Consider the following 13,440-nt stretch of genomic DNA (forward strand, 5'->3'; position numbering starts at 1 on the left):
GTTCCATCGATCCTCATGCGCTCTTCGAGTCTCTATCGCCATGCTCAAAGATTTCTCCGTTCAAAGCCTGTTCATGGGCTGCCTCACGGCCTTCGTCGGCTTTGCCAGTTCCTTCGCTGTCGTCTTTCATGGCCTGCAGGTGGTCGGCGCCTCGGATGCGCAGGCGGCCTCCGGTCTGACGGCGCTTTCGGTTGCGATGGGTCTCTGCGCGATCGTGCTCAGCATGGTGACGAGGCTGCCGATAAGCATTGCCTGGTCGACGCCGGGAGCCGCGCTGCTGGCGAGCGCCGGAGCCATCGAGGGCGGCTTCCCGGTGGCTGTCGGTGCATTTTTCATTTGCGGCATATTGATCGTCATTGCCGGGCTTTTTCGGCCTTTTGGCCGGGCGGTCGCATCCATCCCGGCGCCGCTTGCAAATGCCATGCTGGCCGGCGTGCTGCTCGGCCTCTGCTTTGCGCCCGTCAAGGCGATCGCCTTCAATCCTGCCTTCGGTTTGCCGATCATTCTTGCCTGGATCGTCGTTGGGTCGTTCAAGCGGCTATGGGCGGTACCGGCGGCGCTTGCGGCCTTTGCCCTGGTGCTGGCCTTCGGCGTGAAGATACCGGATGGTGCCTTCGCCTCGCTCGAGCATTCGCTGTTGCCTACCGTCGAATTCGTGAAGCCGGTCTTTACGCTTGCCGGTATCGTGTCCATCGCGCTGCCGCTGTTCATCGTGACGATGGCATCGCAGAACATTCCCGGCATCGCCGTGTTGAAGGTGCACGATTACGAGCCGAAGCCCGGCCCGCTATTTGCCGTGACCGGCGTGTTTTCACTGCTTGCCGTTCCTTTCGGCGGCCATGCCGTCAATCTTGCGGCAATCACCGCGGCGATGTGTGCCGGGCAGGACGCTCATGCCGATCCACGGAGGCGCTACTGGGCGGCGATTGTCGCCGGGATCGGCTATGTGATCCTCGGATTGCTGGCGAGTGCCGTGACGGCTTTCGTGGCGCTGGCGCCGCCGATCCTCATCGAGGCGGTGGCCGGCTTGGCGCTGGTCGGCGCGCTCTCCAATTCCGCCTTGAACGCTTTCCAGCAGCCGGAATCGCGCGAGGCGGCCGCCATCACGTTTCTCGTGACGGCATCGGGCGTTTCCTTCGGCGGCATTTCCGGCGCCTTCTGGGGGCTCATCGCCGGCGGGCTGATGCTGGCGCTGTCGCGCGGTGTGCAAATGCTGAAGAAGTAGGCGAGGGGTTGCTTCTTTCTGATCCGGCAGCTATAAGCGCGGCCATGAAGTTGACTGGCGCAAAGATTTCCGAACAGATTGCACGTGGGCGCGTCGCCCTGCGTGACAATACGCGCGCCCTTACCTCGCTTCTCCTCCTCGGCCTTACGCGCGGTTGCCGGGTCCTTTGAGGAGCGCCCGGCGGCCGAAAAGCCCGCTGGCCATCGCTCCTCGCGACTTACCCTAAAATCGACAGCTTACCCGCAAAGGGTCCGCATTTGTCATCGCCAAGCCGCATCCGATCGGCTAAGACGCGGGATAAAATGACGGGAAAGGAAGAGACGAGACCATGGACGCGAACAGCCATTCCCCCAAAGGCATGCCCGAAGCAGCGGTGAAATACCGCGCCTATCCGCAAATCAATATTCCCGACCGGACCTGGCCGTCCAAGGTGATCACCAAGGCGCCGATCTGGTGTTCGGTCGATCTGCGCGACGGCAATCAGGCGCTTGTCGATCCGATGGGTCACGACCGCAAGGCACGCATGTTCCAGCTGTTGCTGGATATGGGTTTCAAGGAAATCGAGATCGGCTTCCCCTCGGCTTCGCAGACCGACTTCGACTTTGCCCGCTGGTGCATCGAACAGGGCAGTGTGCCTGCCGATGTATCGCTGCAGGTTCTCGTCCAGTGCCGCCCGGAATTGATTACCCGCACCTTCGAAGCGCTGGAAGGCGCCAACAAGCCGATCGTGCATTTCTATAATTCCACCAGCGAATTGCAGCGCCGCGTCGTATTTGCCAAGGACGTGCAGGGCATCAAGCAGATCGCCGTCGATGCGGCCAAGATGATCACCGACATGGCGGCCAAGGCCGGCGGCGGCTATCGCTTCGAATATTCGCCGGAGAGCTTCACCGGCACCGAGCTGGATGTGGCGCTGGAAATCTGCAATGCCGTTATCGACGTCGTGAAGCCGACGCCGGATAACAAGCTGATCATCAATCTGCCGTCGACCGTCGAAATGGCGACGCCGAATATCTATGCCGACCAGATCGAATGGATGTGCCGCAATCTCGATAACAGAGAAAACCTGATCATTTCGCTGCATCCGCATAATGACCGCGGCACGGGCATCGCTGCCGCCGAGCTGGCGCTGATGGCCGGCGCCGACCGCGTCGAAGGTACGCTCTTCGGCAATGGCGAACGCACCGGCAATGTCGATGTCGTGACCATGGCGTTGAACATGTTCACACAGGGCGTCGATCCGGAGCTGGATTGCTCCAACATCGAGCGCATGAAGGAAGTTTACGAATATTCCAACCAGATGGCGATCGGCGAGCGTCATCCTTATGTCGGCGAGCTGGTCTATACCGCCTTCTCCGGTTCGCATCAGGATGCGATCAACAAGGGGATGAAGGCCGCCAAGGTCGCCAACGATCCGGTTTGGGAAGTGCCCTATCTGCCGATCGATCCGCAGGATGTCGGCCGTACCTATGAGGCGATCATCCGCATCAACTCGCAATCTGGCAAGGGCGGCATCGCCTATATCATGCAGCAGGATTACGGGCTGAATCTGCCGCGCAACCTGCAGGTGGAATATCGCGAGGAAATCCAGCGCATCACCGACGAGGAAGGCAAGGAATTGCCCTCCAAGCGCATCTACGAGCATTTTATCGAACGCTATGTGACGCAGCCCGAAGCACGGCTCCGCTTCGTCGACCACCACACCTTCGCCGATCCCGAGCACAAGGGACAGCGTATCGTCGCGGCCGAAATCACCGATAAGGGCGAGGTAAAGCGTATCGAAGGGCGCGGCAACGGCCCGATCGATGGCTTCATCAACGCGCTTTCCATCTATCTCGGCATTCCGATGTCGGTCGAGGATTACTCCGAGCATTCGCTCCAGCACGGCTCGAACGCCTCGGCGATCTCCTATGTCGAGATCTCCTATCCGGGCGGCAAGCTCTTCGGTGCTGGCATCAACACCAATATCGTCGCTGCGTCCCTCGAGGCGATCGTCTCGGCGGCGAACCGCGTGCTCGCCATCAAGTCCGCATAAGGCTCAAGCCTGGTTGCAGCTCTGATTTGAAAGGCCCCCTCGTTTTCGAGGGGGCCACTTTTATTGCACATCAGTCGGCTGGCGGTTCGTCGCCTTCGATGAAGCCGCCGGATTGGTGCGACCACAGCGTTGCGTAGATGCCGTTCCGGGCGATCAGCTCCGCATGCGTGCCATCCTCGATGATGCGGCCGTGGTCGAGCACGACGATGCGGTCCATGCGCGCGATGGTCGACAGGCGATGGGCGATGGCGATCACGGTCTTGTCTTCCATGATGCCGTAGAGCGTATCCTGGATTTCGGCTTCGACTTCCGAATCGAGGGCAGATGTTGCCTCGTCGAGCACCAGGATCGGGGCGTCCTTCAGGATAGCGCGCGCAATCGCGACGCGCTGCCGTTGACCGCCGGAAAGCTGGACGCCACGTTCGCCGGCATGCGCATCGAAACCGATTCTTCCTTCCTGATCCCTGAGGCCTGCGATGAAATCGCTGGCCGCAGCCTTCTCTGCCGCGGCGAGAACCGCATCCTCCGAAAAGCTGGGATTGCCATGGGCGATGTTATCACGGATGGAGCGGTGAAGGAGCGACGCTTCCTGGCCGACCACCGCAATCTGCCGGCGCAAGCTATCCTGCGTCACCTGCCGAATATCCTGCCCGTCGATTTCGATAGTGCCGGCTTCCGGATCGAAGAAGCGCAGTAGCAGGTTGACCAAGGTCGATTTGCCGGTGCCGGAGCGGCCGACAAGGCCGACTTTTTGGCCTGCCTCAATTCGAAGCAAAATGGCGTCGAGCCCGCCATCTTCCTTGCCGTAGCGATGGGTGACCTCCCTGAAGGCGATCTCGCCCTTGGTGATGGCAAGCGGCTTGGCGTCCGGCGCATCGGTAATGGCAAGCGGCTGCGAGACGGTCAGCAGCGATTGCCGCATGGCGCCGAGATGGGCAAAGAGCGAGGAAACGGCATCCAGCATCCATTCGGCCATGCCGGTTATACGGAAGCTCAGCGCCAGGGATGCGGCGATCAGCCCGAGTGGTGCGCCGCCGGACTGCCAGAGGACGACCGCATAGCCGACGAGCGCGACGATGAGGAAGCTGCCGAGAAACAGCATGCTCGAATTGACCTGTACTTCGAGCCTCTGCACCCGGACGAATGTTTCGCGGGCTTGAGAGAAGCGGCGCCGAGCCTCCTTGTCTTCCGCCGTTGCATCGGCAAAAAGCTTGATGAGGTCGATATTGGCATAGCTGTCCACCAGCATGCCCGTCAGCTCGGCATAGGCTCCCTGATATTGCGCGGAGGCCTTCTGCAGGCGAGGGATGACATAGGCCATCAGTGCGAGATAGCAGAACAGCCACACCGCCAGGGGCCAGATGAGGCGCGGGTCGATCGAGGCCATCAGCCAGAGCGAGCCGGCCACATAGATCGTGACAAAGGAGAGCGTATGCAGGACCTGATAGGCCGCGCCCGTTGCTGCCGTGCCAATGTCGCGCACCTGGCTGGCGATTCGACCGGAAAAGTCCTGACGGAACCAGCCGACCGATTGCCGAAGGACATGACGGTGAGCCCGCCAGCGGAACAGCGTCTCGGCATTCGGCCGAAACGCGATGTCATCCAGGCTTTCGCGGAGATAGCCGGCAAGAGGCCGTCCGATCAGGACGAGGGCGGCCGCGGCGAGCAGGCCGAATCCTTCGGATGCCCAGAAATCCTCGCGCCGGGCGGCGGCGAGATCGTCCATCAGCCGGCTCGAATAGCCGATGAGCCAGATCTCGATGATGGCGCCGATCACGGTCAGTCCAAGGCTGATTGCCATGACCGTGCGAAACGGGCGAAGATTGGTTAGAAGATAGCGCCAGGCCTTGGGTGATGGCTGCAGCTCGTCATGATCCTGAAACGGATCGACAAGCTCTTCGAAGCGACGAAACATGAGTGCCCTCCACGGGCGAAAGATAGCAATCTGATGGTCGGGCCGATAAAGCAGCCCTTCACGGCACTGCCTTTCAGCGGTGCTTTCCTGTGCCGTGATTTTTCATCAGAGTGCTCTCCTCATTGGTCGCTGCAACCTCTATAGCGTGTATCAGCGCCGATGTCAGCAGCAATTGTATCGTGATCGTCCGACATAGAAGGGCGAGTGCCGTTCTTTCCACGCCTCGCGTCGAACTCGTCTGAGCATATGTGCTTCAATGGTGAGTTTTGCTCAGGCCTTGCCTTTGGCAAGCTCATCGCGCTGCTTCGTCAGACGCTCGAGCTCTTCTTCCTGCTCGGCTATCCGCTCAGATGTCCGTTCTTCGTCGGCGGCGCCGGAAAAGGCTGCTGCCTGCTCGATCAGTTCGCGAAGGTTTTCCTTTATCGCCGCGATACGCCTGTCGATTTCAGGAATGGTCAGCAGAACGTCGGACATGTCGAAACTCCAGCAAGACTATCGGGCTCATGCGGTTGTCGCCGCCCATTATCCATCGGCCGGCCGGCAGCCGCAAGGCGCAAAACGGATGGGATATCAGTCAGATTTCCGAGGATACCCGATTGGCGATCTGATCGAGCATTGCATCCGAGGAGGGACCGACGACCGCATAGGTGGTGCCGTTGCGGTGCCAGGACACGATGCTGATATCGTCCTTGATGGTTTCGCTGAAATCGTCGTCGGCAACGCCGTCCGTCTTGGTAAAGCAGATGGCGACGACATCACCATCGAGGTTCTTGTAGATCAGCTGGCCGACTGGCTTGCCGGCTGCGATGGACATGCGCGCGCCTTGGAAGACGAGACCATCGGCAGCAAGGTCCGGAAAATTGAATTTGACGCCGACCGTGCTCGCCAACCACTTGGCGATCTCGTCCAGCTGGCTTGCCTGCAGCTCGACCATACGCTGCGGCTGGCGCGAATAGATGCGGTGATAGGCGGCGATATCATCCAGCCAGCTGCGTGTCATAGCCTGTGTCGGGGTCGGCGGAGGACTCGCCGGGACATCAGCGGGCTGCATGCCGAAAAGATAACCGATGCCGCCGCCGACGGCGAACAGGATGAGAGCCGCGGCCAGCGATTGCTTGCCCGTGGGCGCCAATTTCAACGATTGCCGGGTGAGGCGGGGAGAGGGATCTCGGGTCTTCGGAGGCTGGGCGCTCTTGATGGAGCGAACGAGCGCCAGCGGCACCGGCTCCTTCAAAACCTCGTCAAAAGCCTTGCGGCCAACATCGGAGCCATGCTTCAGCTCATCGAAAATACGCCGCGCGTTCGGATCCGAGGCGATGAGCTTTTCCAACTCTTCTTTTTCTTCGCGGCTCGTCTCGCCATCCATGAAGGCGGACAAGCGGATTTCGAGCGGCGTTTTCTTCATGTCCTGCAATGCTTAAAACCTTCGAGGCGAGCGACTATGACCCTGGGAGGCAAGGTAAAGGCGTGCGCTGGATAGCCTTGACATCACTGCCGACAAAGGGATGCCGAGGACGTCGGCAGCCTGCTTGTAGCTGTGCCCTTCGACGTCGACCAGCAGGAAGACACTGGCAAGTCCTTCTGGCAAAGATGTGACGAGACGATGCGCTTCGCCGGCTTCTACAAGATTTAAATGGGTGCCGGATATCGGCTCGCCCTGTTCCAGTGCACTGCCCTTTGCGGCGGGGCGTAGTTTGTGGCGTCGCGCTTCATCGACCCATTGATGCCGGGCCATCGTATAGAGCCAGCTTTCCAGCTTGCCGCCGCTGTTCCAGAGATGGAACTTGGCTATGCCGCGCTGACAGACGTTTTGAACAAGCTCGTCCGCCTCGGCGAGATCGCCGGTCAGCGTCACCGCAAAGCGGCGAAGCTTCGGAAGAAGGCCGACCAAATCGCGTCTGATATCAGTGGCTGCTACCGGCGTTGGCATGATCGTTCCAGGAAGGCGTTGGAGGTTGTTACATCGACAATCTGCTTCCGCGATGGACAGCCTTCCCCGTAAGAAAGGTGATGCGAGCGGAATAATTGTCCTGTGCTGGTATGAACCATTTCCGTGCCGTTTCGCAAGTCTTCAAAAGCACCCGCGCGTTTGACTGTCATTCTTACCGCAGTAATCCCACAATGTGTCAGCCGGTCTTTGTCCCGGCGCTGCCCGGGCCCTCCAAGAAGCCGCAACCCACGGGATACAGGCTCCGAAAACCGGCATGCGGTGCGCCTTGTCACGACCTCAAAATCCATCCCGCATTTCAGGATTCCAATGCTTCGATTGTAGCTCCGTATCTTAGAAAACGCTATCGAAACGATGCGCACGATGACGCCAAAAGGCTCACCATGTCGCGAGAATATCGAAGCCTTCGGGGTCAACGCCGCTGCCGTTGTCGCTGAGGCTGTAACGCTCCGCCTTCAGTTCCCAGGCGCCCGGCCGGCCGGCGATGGTGAAGAGATTATAGGCCGCGCGCGGCTTCAATCCGCCGACCCCTTGCGATGCTGAGGCGATCCCGACGACCGGGACCGGGCCCATGTGGCCGCGCAGCCAATGCAAGGTGTTGAGATGTGTGTGGCCATGCAGGACAAGTTCGGCGCCGCCGGTCGAGATGACGGCGGCAAAACGGCGAATGCCGATCATCCGCTTGTAGAAACTGGTTGCACCGCGAATGGGCGGGTGATGGATCATGACGACGCGAAAGAGCCCGGCATCTCCGGCTGCGCGCAGGATATTGACCGTCTCGCGCGCCTGGCGCGAGGAGTAGAAGCCGCTTGCAGCAAAGGGCGGGGTGGCAACGGCTGTGGAGCAGCCCACAAGCGCGACCTGACCGCGGATACGCAGATAGGGGAAAATGCGCTGCTCTTCCTGCCATTCGGCAGGAGCATTGTCGCCGCGGACATAGGGATACCAGGAGCGCATGGCCTTTTCGTAGGCGCCGGGCACATAGGCATCGTGATTGCCGGGAACAACTGAGGTGTGGAGAGGATCGCCGACAGTCTTCAGCCAGGCGGCTGCTGTCTGGATCTCCATGCCGCTCGCAAGGTTGACGAGATCGCCGGTTACGGCCAGATGATCGGCCTGTTTCGCCTTGATGTCGTCAAGAAGAAGATCGAGCGTATCGCCAAAAAGATGCTTGCGCCGGTTCCGGTGCCAGTTCACAAATCCGGTAATGCGTTTGGAGGCGAGTTCTCTGATCGAAAGACGTGGCAGTGGACCAAGGTGAACATCGGAAATATGCGCGAGCTTGAACATGGGATGAGACATAGCCCACTCTATTGTCAAAACAAATACATCCCCAATCCAATTGTAGATCGCGACGCCGGGGTTCAGGCATGAGCGAAGACAATCGACGCGACGAAAGGCAGAGTTTGGCTGTGCGTCTGTTCGGCCGCGCGCTGCATGTCTATTTCGTGCTGACCCGCAGCATGACCATCGGCGTGCGCGCCGCTTGCTTCGATCGTGAAGGGCGGATTTTTCTGGTTCGGCATTCCTATATCGCCGGATGGCATATGCCCGGCGGCGGCGTCGAACGCCATGAGACTGTGGAGCAGGCGCTTGAGAAGGAGCTGCGCGAGGAAGGCAATCTGGCGATCTCAGGCAAGCCACAGCTCTTCCACGTCTATTTCAACAATCACACCAGCAAACGCGACCACGTCGTCTTCTATCGCGTCGAGGTTACCCAGACCTCGCCGCGCAAGCCGGACCGCGAGATCGTCGAATGCGGCTTCTTTCCGGTCGATGCGCTGCCGCCAGGCACGACGAAGGCAACCTATCGCCGGCTGAAGGAATTGGAAGGAGCGGAAGCTCCCTCCAGCTATTGGTAGTCTCCGACGCTTGGATCAGGCAGCCTTTGCCAGCCGCTTACGCCCATGCGGGCGATCGAAATCCAGTTCCGGCCCGATCGGCACGATGCCTGTCGGGTTGATGGTCTTGTGGCTGCGATAATAGTGGTTCTTGATGTGCCCGATGTTCACCGTCTCGGCAACGCCGCCGATCTGATAGAGATCCCGGAGATAGGCCGAGAGGTTGGCATAGTCGGCAATGCGCCGGATATTGCATTTGAAATGTCCGACATAGACGGCGTCGAAACGAACCAATGTCGTGAACAGCCGCCAATCGGCCTCCGTCAAGCGATCGCCGAATAGATAGCGCTGTGTCGCCAGCCGCTCATCGAGCATGTCGAGGGTTTCGAAGAGGCGGAGTGCGTTTTCCTGATAGGCTTCCTGCGTCGTCGCAAAGCCGGCGTTGTAGACGCCGTTGTTGACCGTATCGTAGACGCGCTCGTTCAATGCATCGATATCGGCCTGCAGATCGGTGGGATAGAAATCCGCAGTGGAGCCGGTCAGGCCATCGAAGGCCGTATTGAACATGCGGATGATTTCCGCGGACTCATTGTTGACGATTGTGCCGGTCTGCTTGTCCCAGAGAACGGGAACAGTCACGCGGCCGGAATAATGCGGATCGGCCTTGACATAGACCTCCCAGAGCTTCGTCGCGCCGAAGAGATGGTCGACAGTGCCGCCATCCTGTCCTTTGAATTCCCAGCCATTTTCCAGCATCAGCGGATCGACGATCGAGACGGAGATCAGTTTTTCCAGCTTTTTCAGTTTGCGAAAGATCAGGGTTCGATGCGCCCAGGGGCAGGCGAGCGAGACGTAGAGATGATAGCGTCCGGCCTCTGCCTTGAAGCCGCCGGTGCCGGTGGGGCCGGCGCTGCCATCCACGGTGATCCAGTTTCGAAACTGCGACGCGGCGCGCTTAAAATGGCCTTTCGTCTCCTTGGTATCGTACCAGACGTCATGCCAGACGCCGTCCACCAACATGCCCATTGCTTGATCCTTTCGGGAAACTGCCGAAACTATATACCTAGAGATACGGCATGCGCGCCGGATTTCGAGACGGCAAATGATGAACACTGCGTCATAGGTGCTGTCGGCGAGCTCATGTGGCGGCGTGAAGCTTCAGAAAAAGAACGATGGCGGCACGATCCTGCATGAATGAACGGCGGGATGCATTTTGCATTGGACGCGCCGAATATTTCCTGCTATCCGGCTCTTCACACTTTAAGGACCCTTGTCATGAAAGTAACCAGAAGCCTGCGACGACGCCGATGATCTTGAACGCTCCATGAGCGCTTTCGGGAACAATATCGTCCGTCTATCTGGTTTTCTGGGCTAATGTACAAGCACGATCTGGTCTACCTCACTGAGGATGCGTCGCACGACGCTGCTATCGAACTCATCAACGAAGAAGCTTTCGGTCCGGGACGGTTTACACGCGCCGCTGCTCGCATTCGCGAGCAGGGACCGCATGACCGGTTGCTGTCCTTCATCTGCGCCGATGATGGCGAGACAATCGCTTCCGTGCGGATGACGCCGGTGTTGGCCGGATCGGTCAAGGGACATCTGCTCGGCCCGCTTGCGGTGCGTCCTTCGCACAAGAATAAGGGTATAGGTCGCGAGCTCGTGCGGATTGCAGTGGCCGCTGCTCAGCGCAAGGGATCGGAAGCTGTTATCCTGATCGGCGATCCGCCCTATTATTGCCCGCTCGGTTTCGAGAAGGTCGCCTACAACGCACTGACCTTCCCGGGGCCTGTCGATCCCAACCGGGTGCTCGTCGTGCCGATCGCCGCAGACACGCATGCGCGGCTGCATGGCACGATTGTCTGGCGCGATGATTCCGTTCCGGCTATCGAAGCCGAAGACGATCTGGATGATGTCGTGCAGTTCACGGCGATCGCTGTCTAAGGCGCCATCAACGAAAAATCGCCCTGCTTGATGTCAGCGGGGCGATAACGTCTTCTTCAGAAAGAATCGGCTGCGACCGGCCGGGAAATCTGGCAGTTCGCCGAAGATGGCATAGCCCTGCCGTTGATAGGCTTTCAGCGCCTGTGGATTGAAGGTATCGATCCATGCGCCGAAGCAACCGCGGGCGCTTGCCTCCGCTTCCGCCGCCTCCAGCAGCTTTCCGGCCATGCCCTGGCCGCGCAGGCTTTCCGGTACGAAAAGCCATTGGGTGAACAGCCATCCCCAGGCGGTATAGCCCGAGATGCCACCGATGGTCTTGCCGGCATCATCGCGGATCAGAACGGCCAGGGATTGCCGGCCGGACGGGCCGACGTCGATGGTGTTGAACGCCGTCAATCCCTCGCTGATGGCCGCGAGTTCGCCTTCGGATGGCGTATCGGTCACTTCGATCTTCATAGTCATCGTCCTTCGCGCCACCATGTGGCAGAGAAAGCGAAGAGGAGAGCGGCGAGACCGGCAAAGCCTGCAAAGAGCGGCAGGGTATTGATCCCCTTCAGCACGGTTTCGTCGGTCATGCGGATGGTCAGGCGCTGACCGTCGGCGACGCGAACGGTGCCGCGCACCGGCAGAACCTGCGGCACCGTCACGCCGCCATTTGCGGCGGCAACGCGGGTGACGAGACCCTTCGTTTTTTGTGCCAGCGGTTTCAGTGTCTCGGTGGTCGAGATCATCGCCTTGAATTCCGGAGCATCGATTGCGCCGATATGAACGAGTGTCGATAGATTGCCGTTGGCGATCTGGTAGAGCCCGATTTCGTTCATATGCTTCTCGGCTTGATAGAGACCCGGCTGGGTCTGCCTCAGCGGCAAGGTTTCCGTCTGGCCGGAAGGCAATTTGATCGTAGCGGGGCCGGGATCGTTGCCGATCGTCTGGCGCGTTACCTGCAGCGTGCGCCCCGCGGCATTGGCCGTCAGCGCTTCTTCTTCCAGCGCTGGCTCTTTCAGCAGCCAATGGGCAATGCGGCGATAGAGCGAGACATGTGGGCCGCCGCCTTCGAAGCCGCGTGCCCAGAGCCAGCCCTCGTCGGAGAGCAGCATGGCGACACGCCCCTGGCCGACGCGGTTCAGCACCAGCAAGGGACTATTGTCAGCGCCGACCATCACGGTCTGCCCTTGCGGCCTCTCCACATCGACGCTGCGGAACCAGCGGCCCCAATGCGGCGGCTCAGTTTCGGAACCATCCAGCCCGCGCGTGACGGGGTGCTTTTTGCCCTGGTCCGACAGGCGCGGATAGAAGGCTTTCTCGATCATCTGGCCCGTCGGCTCGGCCGGCAGCACCGAGGCGAGCGGCGTCAGCGCAATCGAACTGCCGCCGGCATGCTCGGGGCCGGCTGCAACCAGCAATGCGCCGCCGTTTTCCACATATTGTGCCATGTAATCATAATAGATCGTCGGTAGGACGTTCTGGCGGTCCTGATAGCGGTCAAAGATGATCAGGTCGAAAGAGTTGATCTTGTCGACGAAAAGCTCGCGGGTTGGGAAGGCGATCAGCGACAATTCGTTGATCGGCGTGCCGTCCTGCTTGTCCGGCGGACGCAGAATGGTGAAGTGCACAAGATCGACCGAGGCGTCCGATTTCAACAGGTTGCGCCAGGCGCGCTCGCCGGCATGCGGCTCGCCCGAGACGAGCAGGACGCGCATGTTCTGGCGGATGCCTTCGATCAGCTGGACCGTCTGATTGTTGATGCCGGTGACTTCGCCAGGCACTTCGGCGACTGCGAATTCGAGGACATTGTTGCCGGCGCGGGGCACCTTGAAGCTAAAGGGCGTGTCCTGGCCGGGCGTCGCCTGCAGGGTGGCGATCTCGTCGCCATTCATCTTGACCGTCACTGCTGCCGTGCCGCCGGGGCTCTTGCCATCGTCGACGACACGGAAGACGAGCTGCTGCTCTTCGTTGACAAGACCGAAGCGAGGTGCACGCACGATCTCGATGCGGCGATCGAATTCGTCCGGTTTGCCCGTGATCAGCCCGTGGACGGGTGCGTCAAAGCCGAGCTGCTGATTGACGCCGGGGATATCGTGGATCTGGCCATCCGTCAGGAAGATGGCACCGCCGATACGGGCGGGCGGGACGTCGGCGATTGCCGAGGAGAGGGCAGAGAAAAGCCGTGTCGACGGAGATTCCGACTCCGCCGGATCGCGGAATTCCACGATCCTGGGCTCGATGCGGGGGAATTGCGCCAGCCGATCCTTGAGCATCGCCAGGGCTTCGTCCGTCATCTTGGCACGTTCCGGCGTCTGCTGGCTCAGGCTGTGGTCGACGACGACGGGCACGATCGTCGTCAGTTGATCGCGATCCTCCTGCATCAGCACCGGGTTGGCGAGTGCCGCCAGCAAGGCAATACCTGCGAAGCCACGAATCCAGCCGCCGCGCAGGCGCCTGTAGATGGCAAGCGCCCAGATGGCGAGCGTCAGCACCGCCAGAGCGGCAAGGATAGGCCAGGGGAGGAAGGGGGCAAAACCGATATTCATA

General features: G+C 60.2%; 12 protein-coding genes. 4 read left to right on the forward strand and 8 right to left on the reverse strand.

All coding sequences use genetic code 11. The annotated features are described in order from the left end of the window. Positions 1 to 40 precede the first annotated feature (40 nt). Together FBZ99_RS08090 and leuA are read left to right on the forward strand one after the other, a co-directional pair. Positions 41 to 1,225 (forward strand): benzoate/H(+) symporter BenE family transporter, encoded by a 1,185-nt coding sequence (locus tag FBZ99_RS08090; protein ID WP_113388959.1) that lies wholly within the window; start codon positions 41 to 43, stop codon positions 1,223 to 1,225. Between the two features lie 328 nt (positions 1,226 to 1,553). Then, on the forward strand, positions 1,554 to 3,260 hold the full coding sequence (gene leuA / locus FBZ99_RS08095) for a 2-isopropylmalate synthase (RefSeq protein ID WP_145632380.1): 1,707 nt from the start codon (positions 1,554 to 1,556) through the stop codon (positions 3,258 to 3,260). Between the two features lie 70 nt (positions 3,261 to 3,330). On the opposite strand, the gene FBZ99_RS08100 is transcribed toward leuA, so the two are convergent. From FBZ99_RS08100 to FBZ99_RS08120, 5 genes are all read right to left on the reverse strand, one after another. Further along, positions 3,331 to 5,175 carry an ABC transporter ATP-binding protein gene (locus tag FBZ99_RS08100; RefSeq protein WP_145632384.1) on the reverse strand — a complete coding sequence of 615 codons (1,845 nt, stop codon included), beginning with the start codon at positions 5,173 to 5,175 and terminating at the stop codon, positions 3,331 to 3,333. A 270-nt stretch (positions 5,176 to 5,445) separates the two neighbouring features. Further along, a complete protein-coding gene (locus FBZ99_RS08105) occupies positions 5,446 to 5,649 on the reverse strand; it encodes a hypothetical protein (protein ID WP_113332216.1) in 204 nt (67 codons plus the stop codon). A 100-nt stretch (positions 5,650 to 5,749) separates the two neighbouring features. Continuing rightward, on the reverse strand, positions 5,750 to 6,589 hold the full coding sequence (locus tag FBZ99_RS08110; RefSeq protein ID WP_186450292.1) for an anti-sigma factor family protein: 840 nt from the start codon (positions 6,587 to 6,589) through the stop codon (positions 5,750 to 5,752). A gap of 3 nt (positions 6,590 to 6,592) precedes the next feature. After that, complete coding sequence (locus tag FBZ99_RS08115; RefSeq protein ID WP_112720912.1) at positions 6,593 to 7,105, reverse strand: RNA polymerase sigma factor; 513 nt, start codon at positions 7,103 to 7,105, stop codon at positions 6,593 to 6,595. 396 nt (positions 7,106 to 7,501) lie between these two features. Continuing rightward, positions 7,502 to 8,443: a metallophosphoesterase family protein gene (locus FBZ99_RS08120; RefSeq protein ID WP_113332219.1), complete on the reverse strand. Its 942-nt coding sequence runs from the start codon at positions 8,441 to 8,443 to the stop codon at positions 7,502 to 7,504. Between the two features lie 50 nt (positions 8,444 to 8,493). Between FBZ99_RS08120 and FBZ99_RS08125 the strand changes: the two genes are divergently transcribed. Next, entirely contained in the window at positions 8,494 to 8,985 is a 492-nt protein-coding gene (locus FBZ99_RS08125) for an NUDIX domain-containing protein (RefSeq protein ID WP_113332220.1), read from the forward strand. Positions 8,986 to 9,000: 15 nt separating this feature from the next. On the opposite strand, the gene FBZ99_RS08130 is transcribed toward FBZ99_RS08125, so the two are convergent. Beyond that, positions 9,001 to 9,990: a glutathione S-transferase family protein gene (locus tag FBZ99_RS08130; protein ID WP_145632390.1), complete on the reverse strand. Its 990-nt coding sequence runs from the start codon at positions 9,988 to 9,990 to the stop codon at positions 9,001 to 9,003. A gap of 348 nt (positions 9,991 to 10,338) precedes the next feature. Between FBZ99_RS08130 and FBZ99_RS08135 the strand changes: the two genes are divergently transcribed. Beyond that, positions 10,339 to 10,908 carry a GNAT family N-acetyltransferase gene (locus tag FBZ99_RS08135; protein WP_145632395.1) on the forward strand — a complete coding sequence of 190 codons (570 nt, stop codon included), beginning with the start codon at positions 10,339 to 10,341 and terminating at the stop codon, positions 10,906 to 10,908. 33 nt (positions 10,909 to 10,941) lie between these two features. Here the strand turns inward: FBZ99_RS08135 and FBZ99_RS08140 are convergent, their stop codons facing one another. Beyond that, complete coding sequence (locus FBZ99_RS08140) at positions 10,942 to 11,364, reverse strand: GNAT family N-acetyltransferase (protein WP_145316515.1); 423 nt, start codon at positions 11,362 to 11,364, stop codon at positions 10,942 to 10,944. A gap of 2 nt (positions 11,365 to 11,366) precedes the next feature. Beyond that, a complete protein-coding gene (locus FBZ99_RS08145; protein WP_145632398.1) occupies positions 11,367 to 13,439 on the reverse strand; it encodes a hypothetical protein in 2,073 nt (690 codons plus the stop codon). Position 13,440 lies beyond the last annotated feature (1 nt).

Origin of the sequence: Rhizobium sp. ERR 1071, from assembly GCF_007828675.1 — a bacterium.
GTDB classification, from domain to species: domain Bacteria; phylum Pseudomonadota; class Alphaproteobacteria; order Rhizobiales; family Rhizobiaceae; genus Rhizobium; species Rhizobium dioscoreae.

Excerpts from the sequence above, each read along its gene's own strand:
- FBZ99_RS08100 (WP_145632384.1), bottom strand. The coding sequence starts at position 5,175 with ATGTTTCGTCGCTTCGAAGAGCTTGTCGATCCGTTTCAGGATCATGAC.
- FBZ99_RS08125 (WP_113332220.1), top strand. The coding sequence starts at position 8,494 with ATGAGCGAAGACAATCGACGCGACGAAAGGCAGAGTTTGGCTGTGCGT.
- FBZ99_RS08140 (WP_145316515.1), bottom strand. The coding sequence starts at position 11,364 with ATGAAGATCGAAGTGACCGATACGCCATCCGAAGGCGAACTCGCGGCC.
- FBZ99_RS08145 (WP_145632398.1), bottom strand. The coding sequence starts at position 13,439 with ATGAATATCGGTTTTGCCCCCTTCCTCCCCTGGCCTATCCTTGCCGCT.
- FBZ99_RS08090 (WP_113388959.1), top strand. The coding sequence starts at position 41 with ATGCTCAAAGATTTCTCCGTTCAAAGCCTGTTCATGGGCTGCCTCACG.
- FBZ99_RS08115 (WP_112720912.1), bottom strand. The coding sequence starts at position 7,105 with ATGCCAACGCCGGTAGCAGCCACTGATATCAGACGCGATTTGGTCGGC.
- leuA (WP_145632380.1), top strand. The coding sequence starts at position 1,554 with ATGGACGCGAACAGCCATTCCCCCAAAGGCATGCCCGAAGCAGCGGTG.
- FBZ99_RS08130 (WP_145632390.1), bottom strand. The coding sequence starts at position 9,990 with ATGGGCATGTTGGTGGACGGCGTCTGGCATGACGTCTGGTACGATACC.
- FBZ99_RS08135 (WP_145632395.1), top strand. The coding sequence starts at position 10,339 with ATGTACAAGCACGATCTGGTCTACCTCACTGAGGATGCGTCGCACGAC.
- FBZ99_RS08105 (WP_113332216.1), bottom strand. The coding sequence starts at position 5,649 with ATGTCCGACGTTCTGCTGACCATTCCTGAAATCGACAGGCGTATCGCG.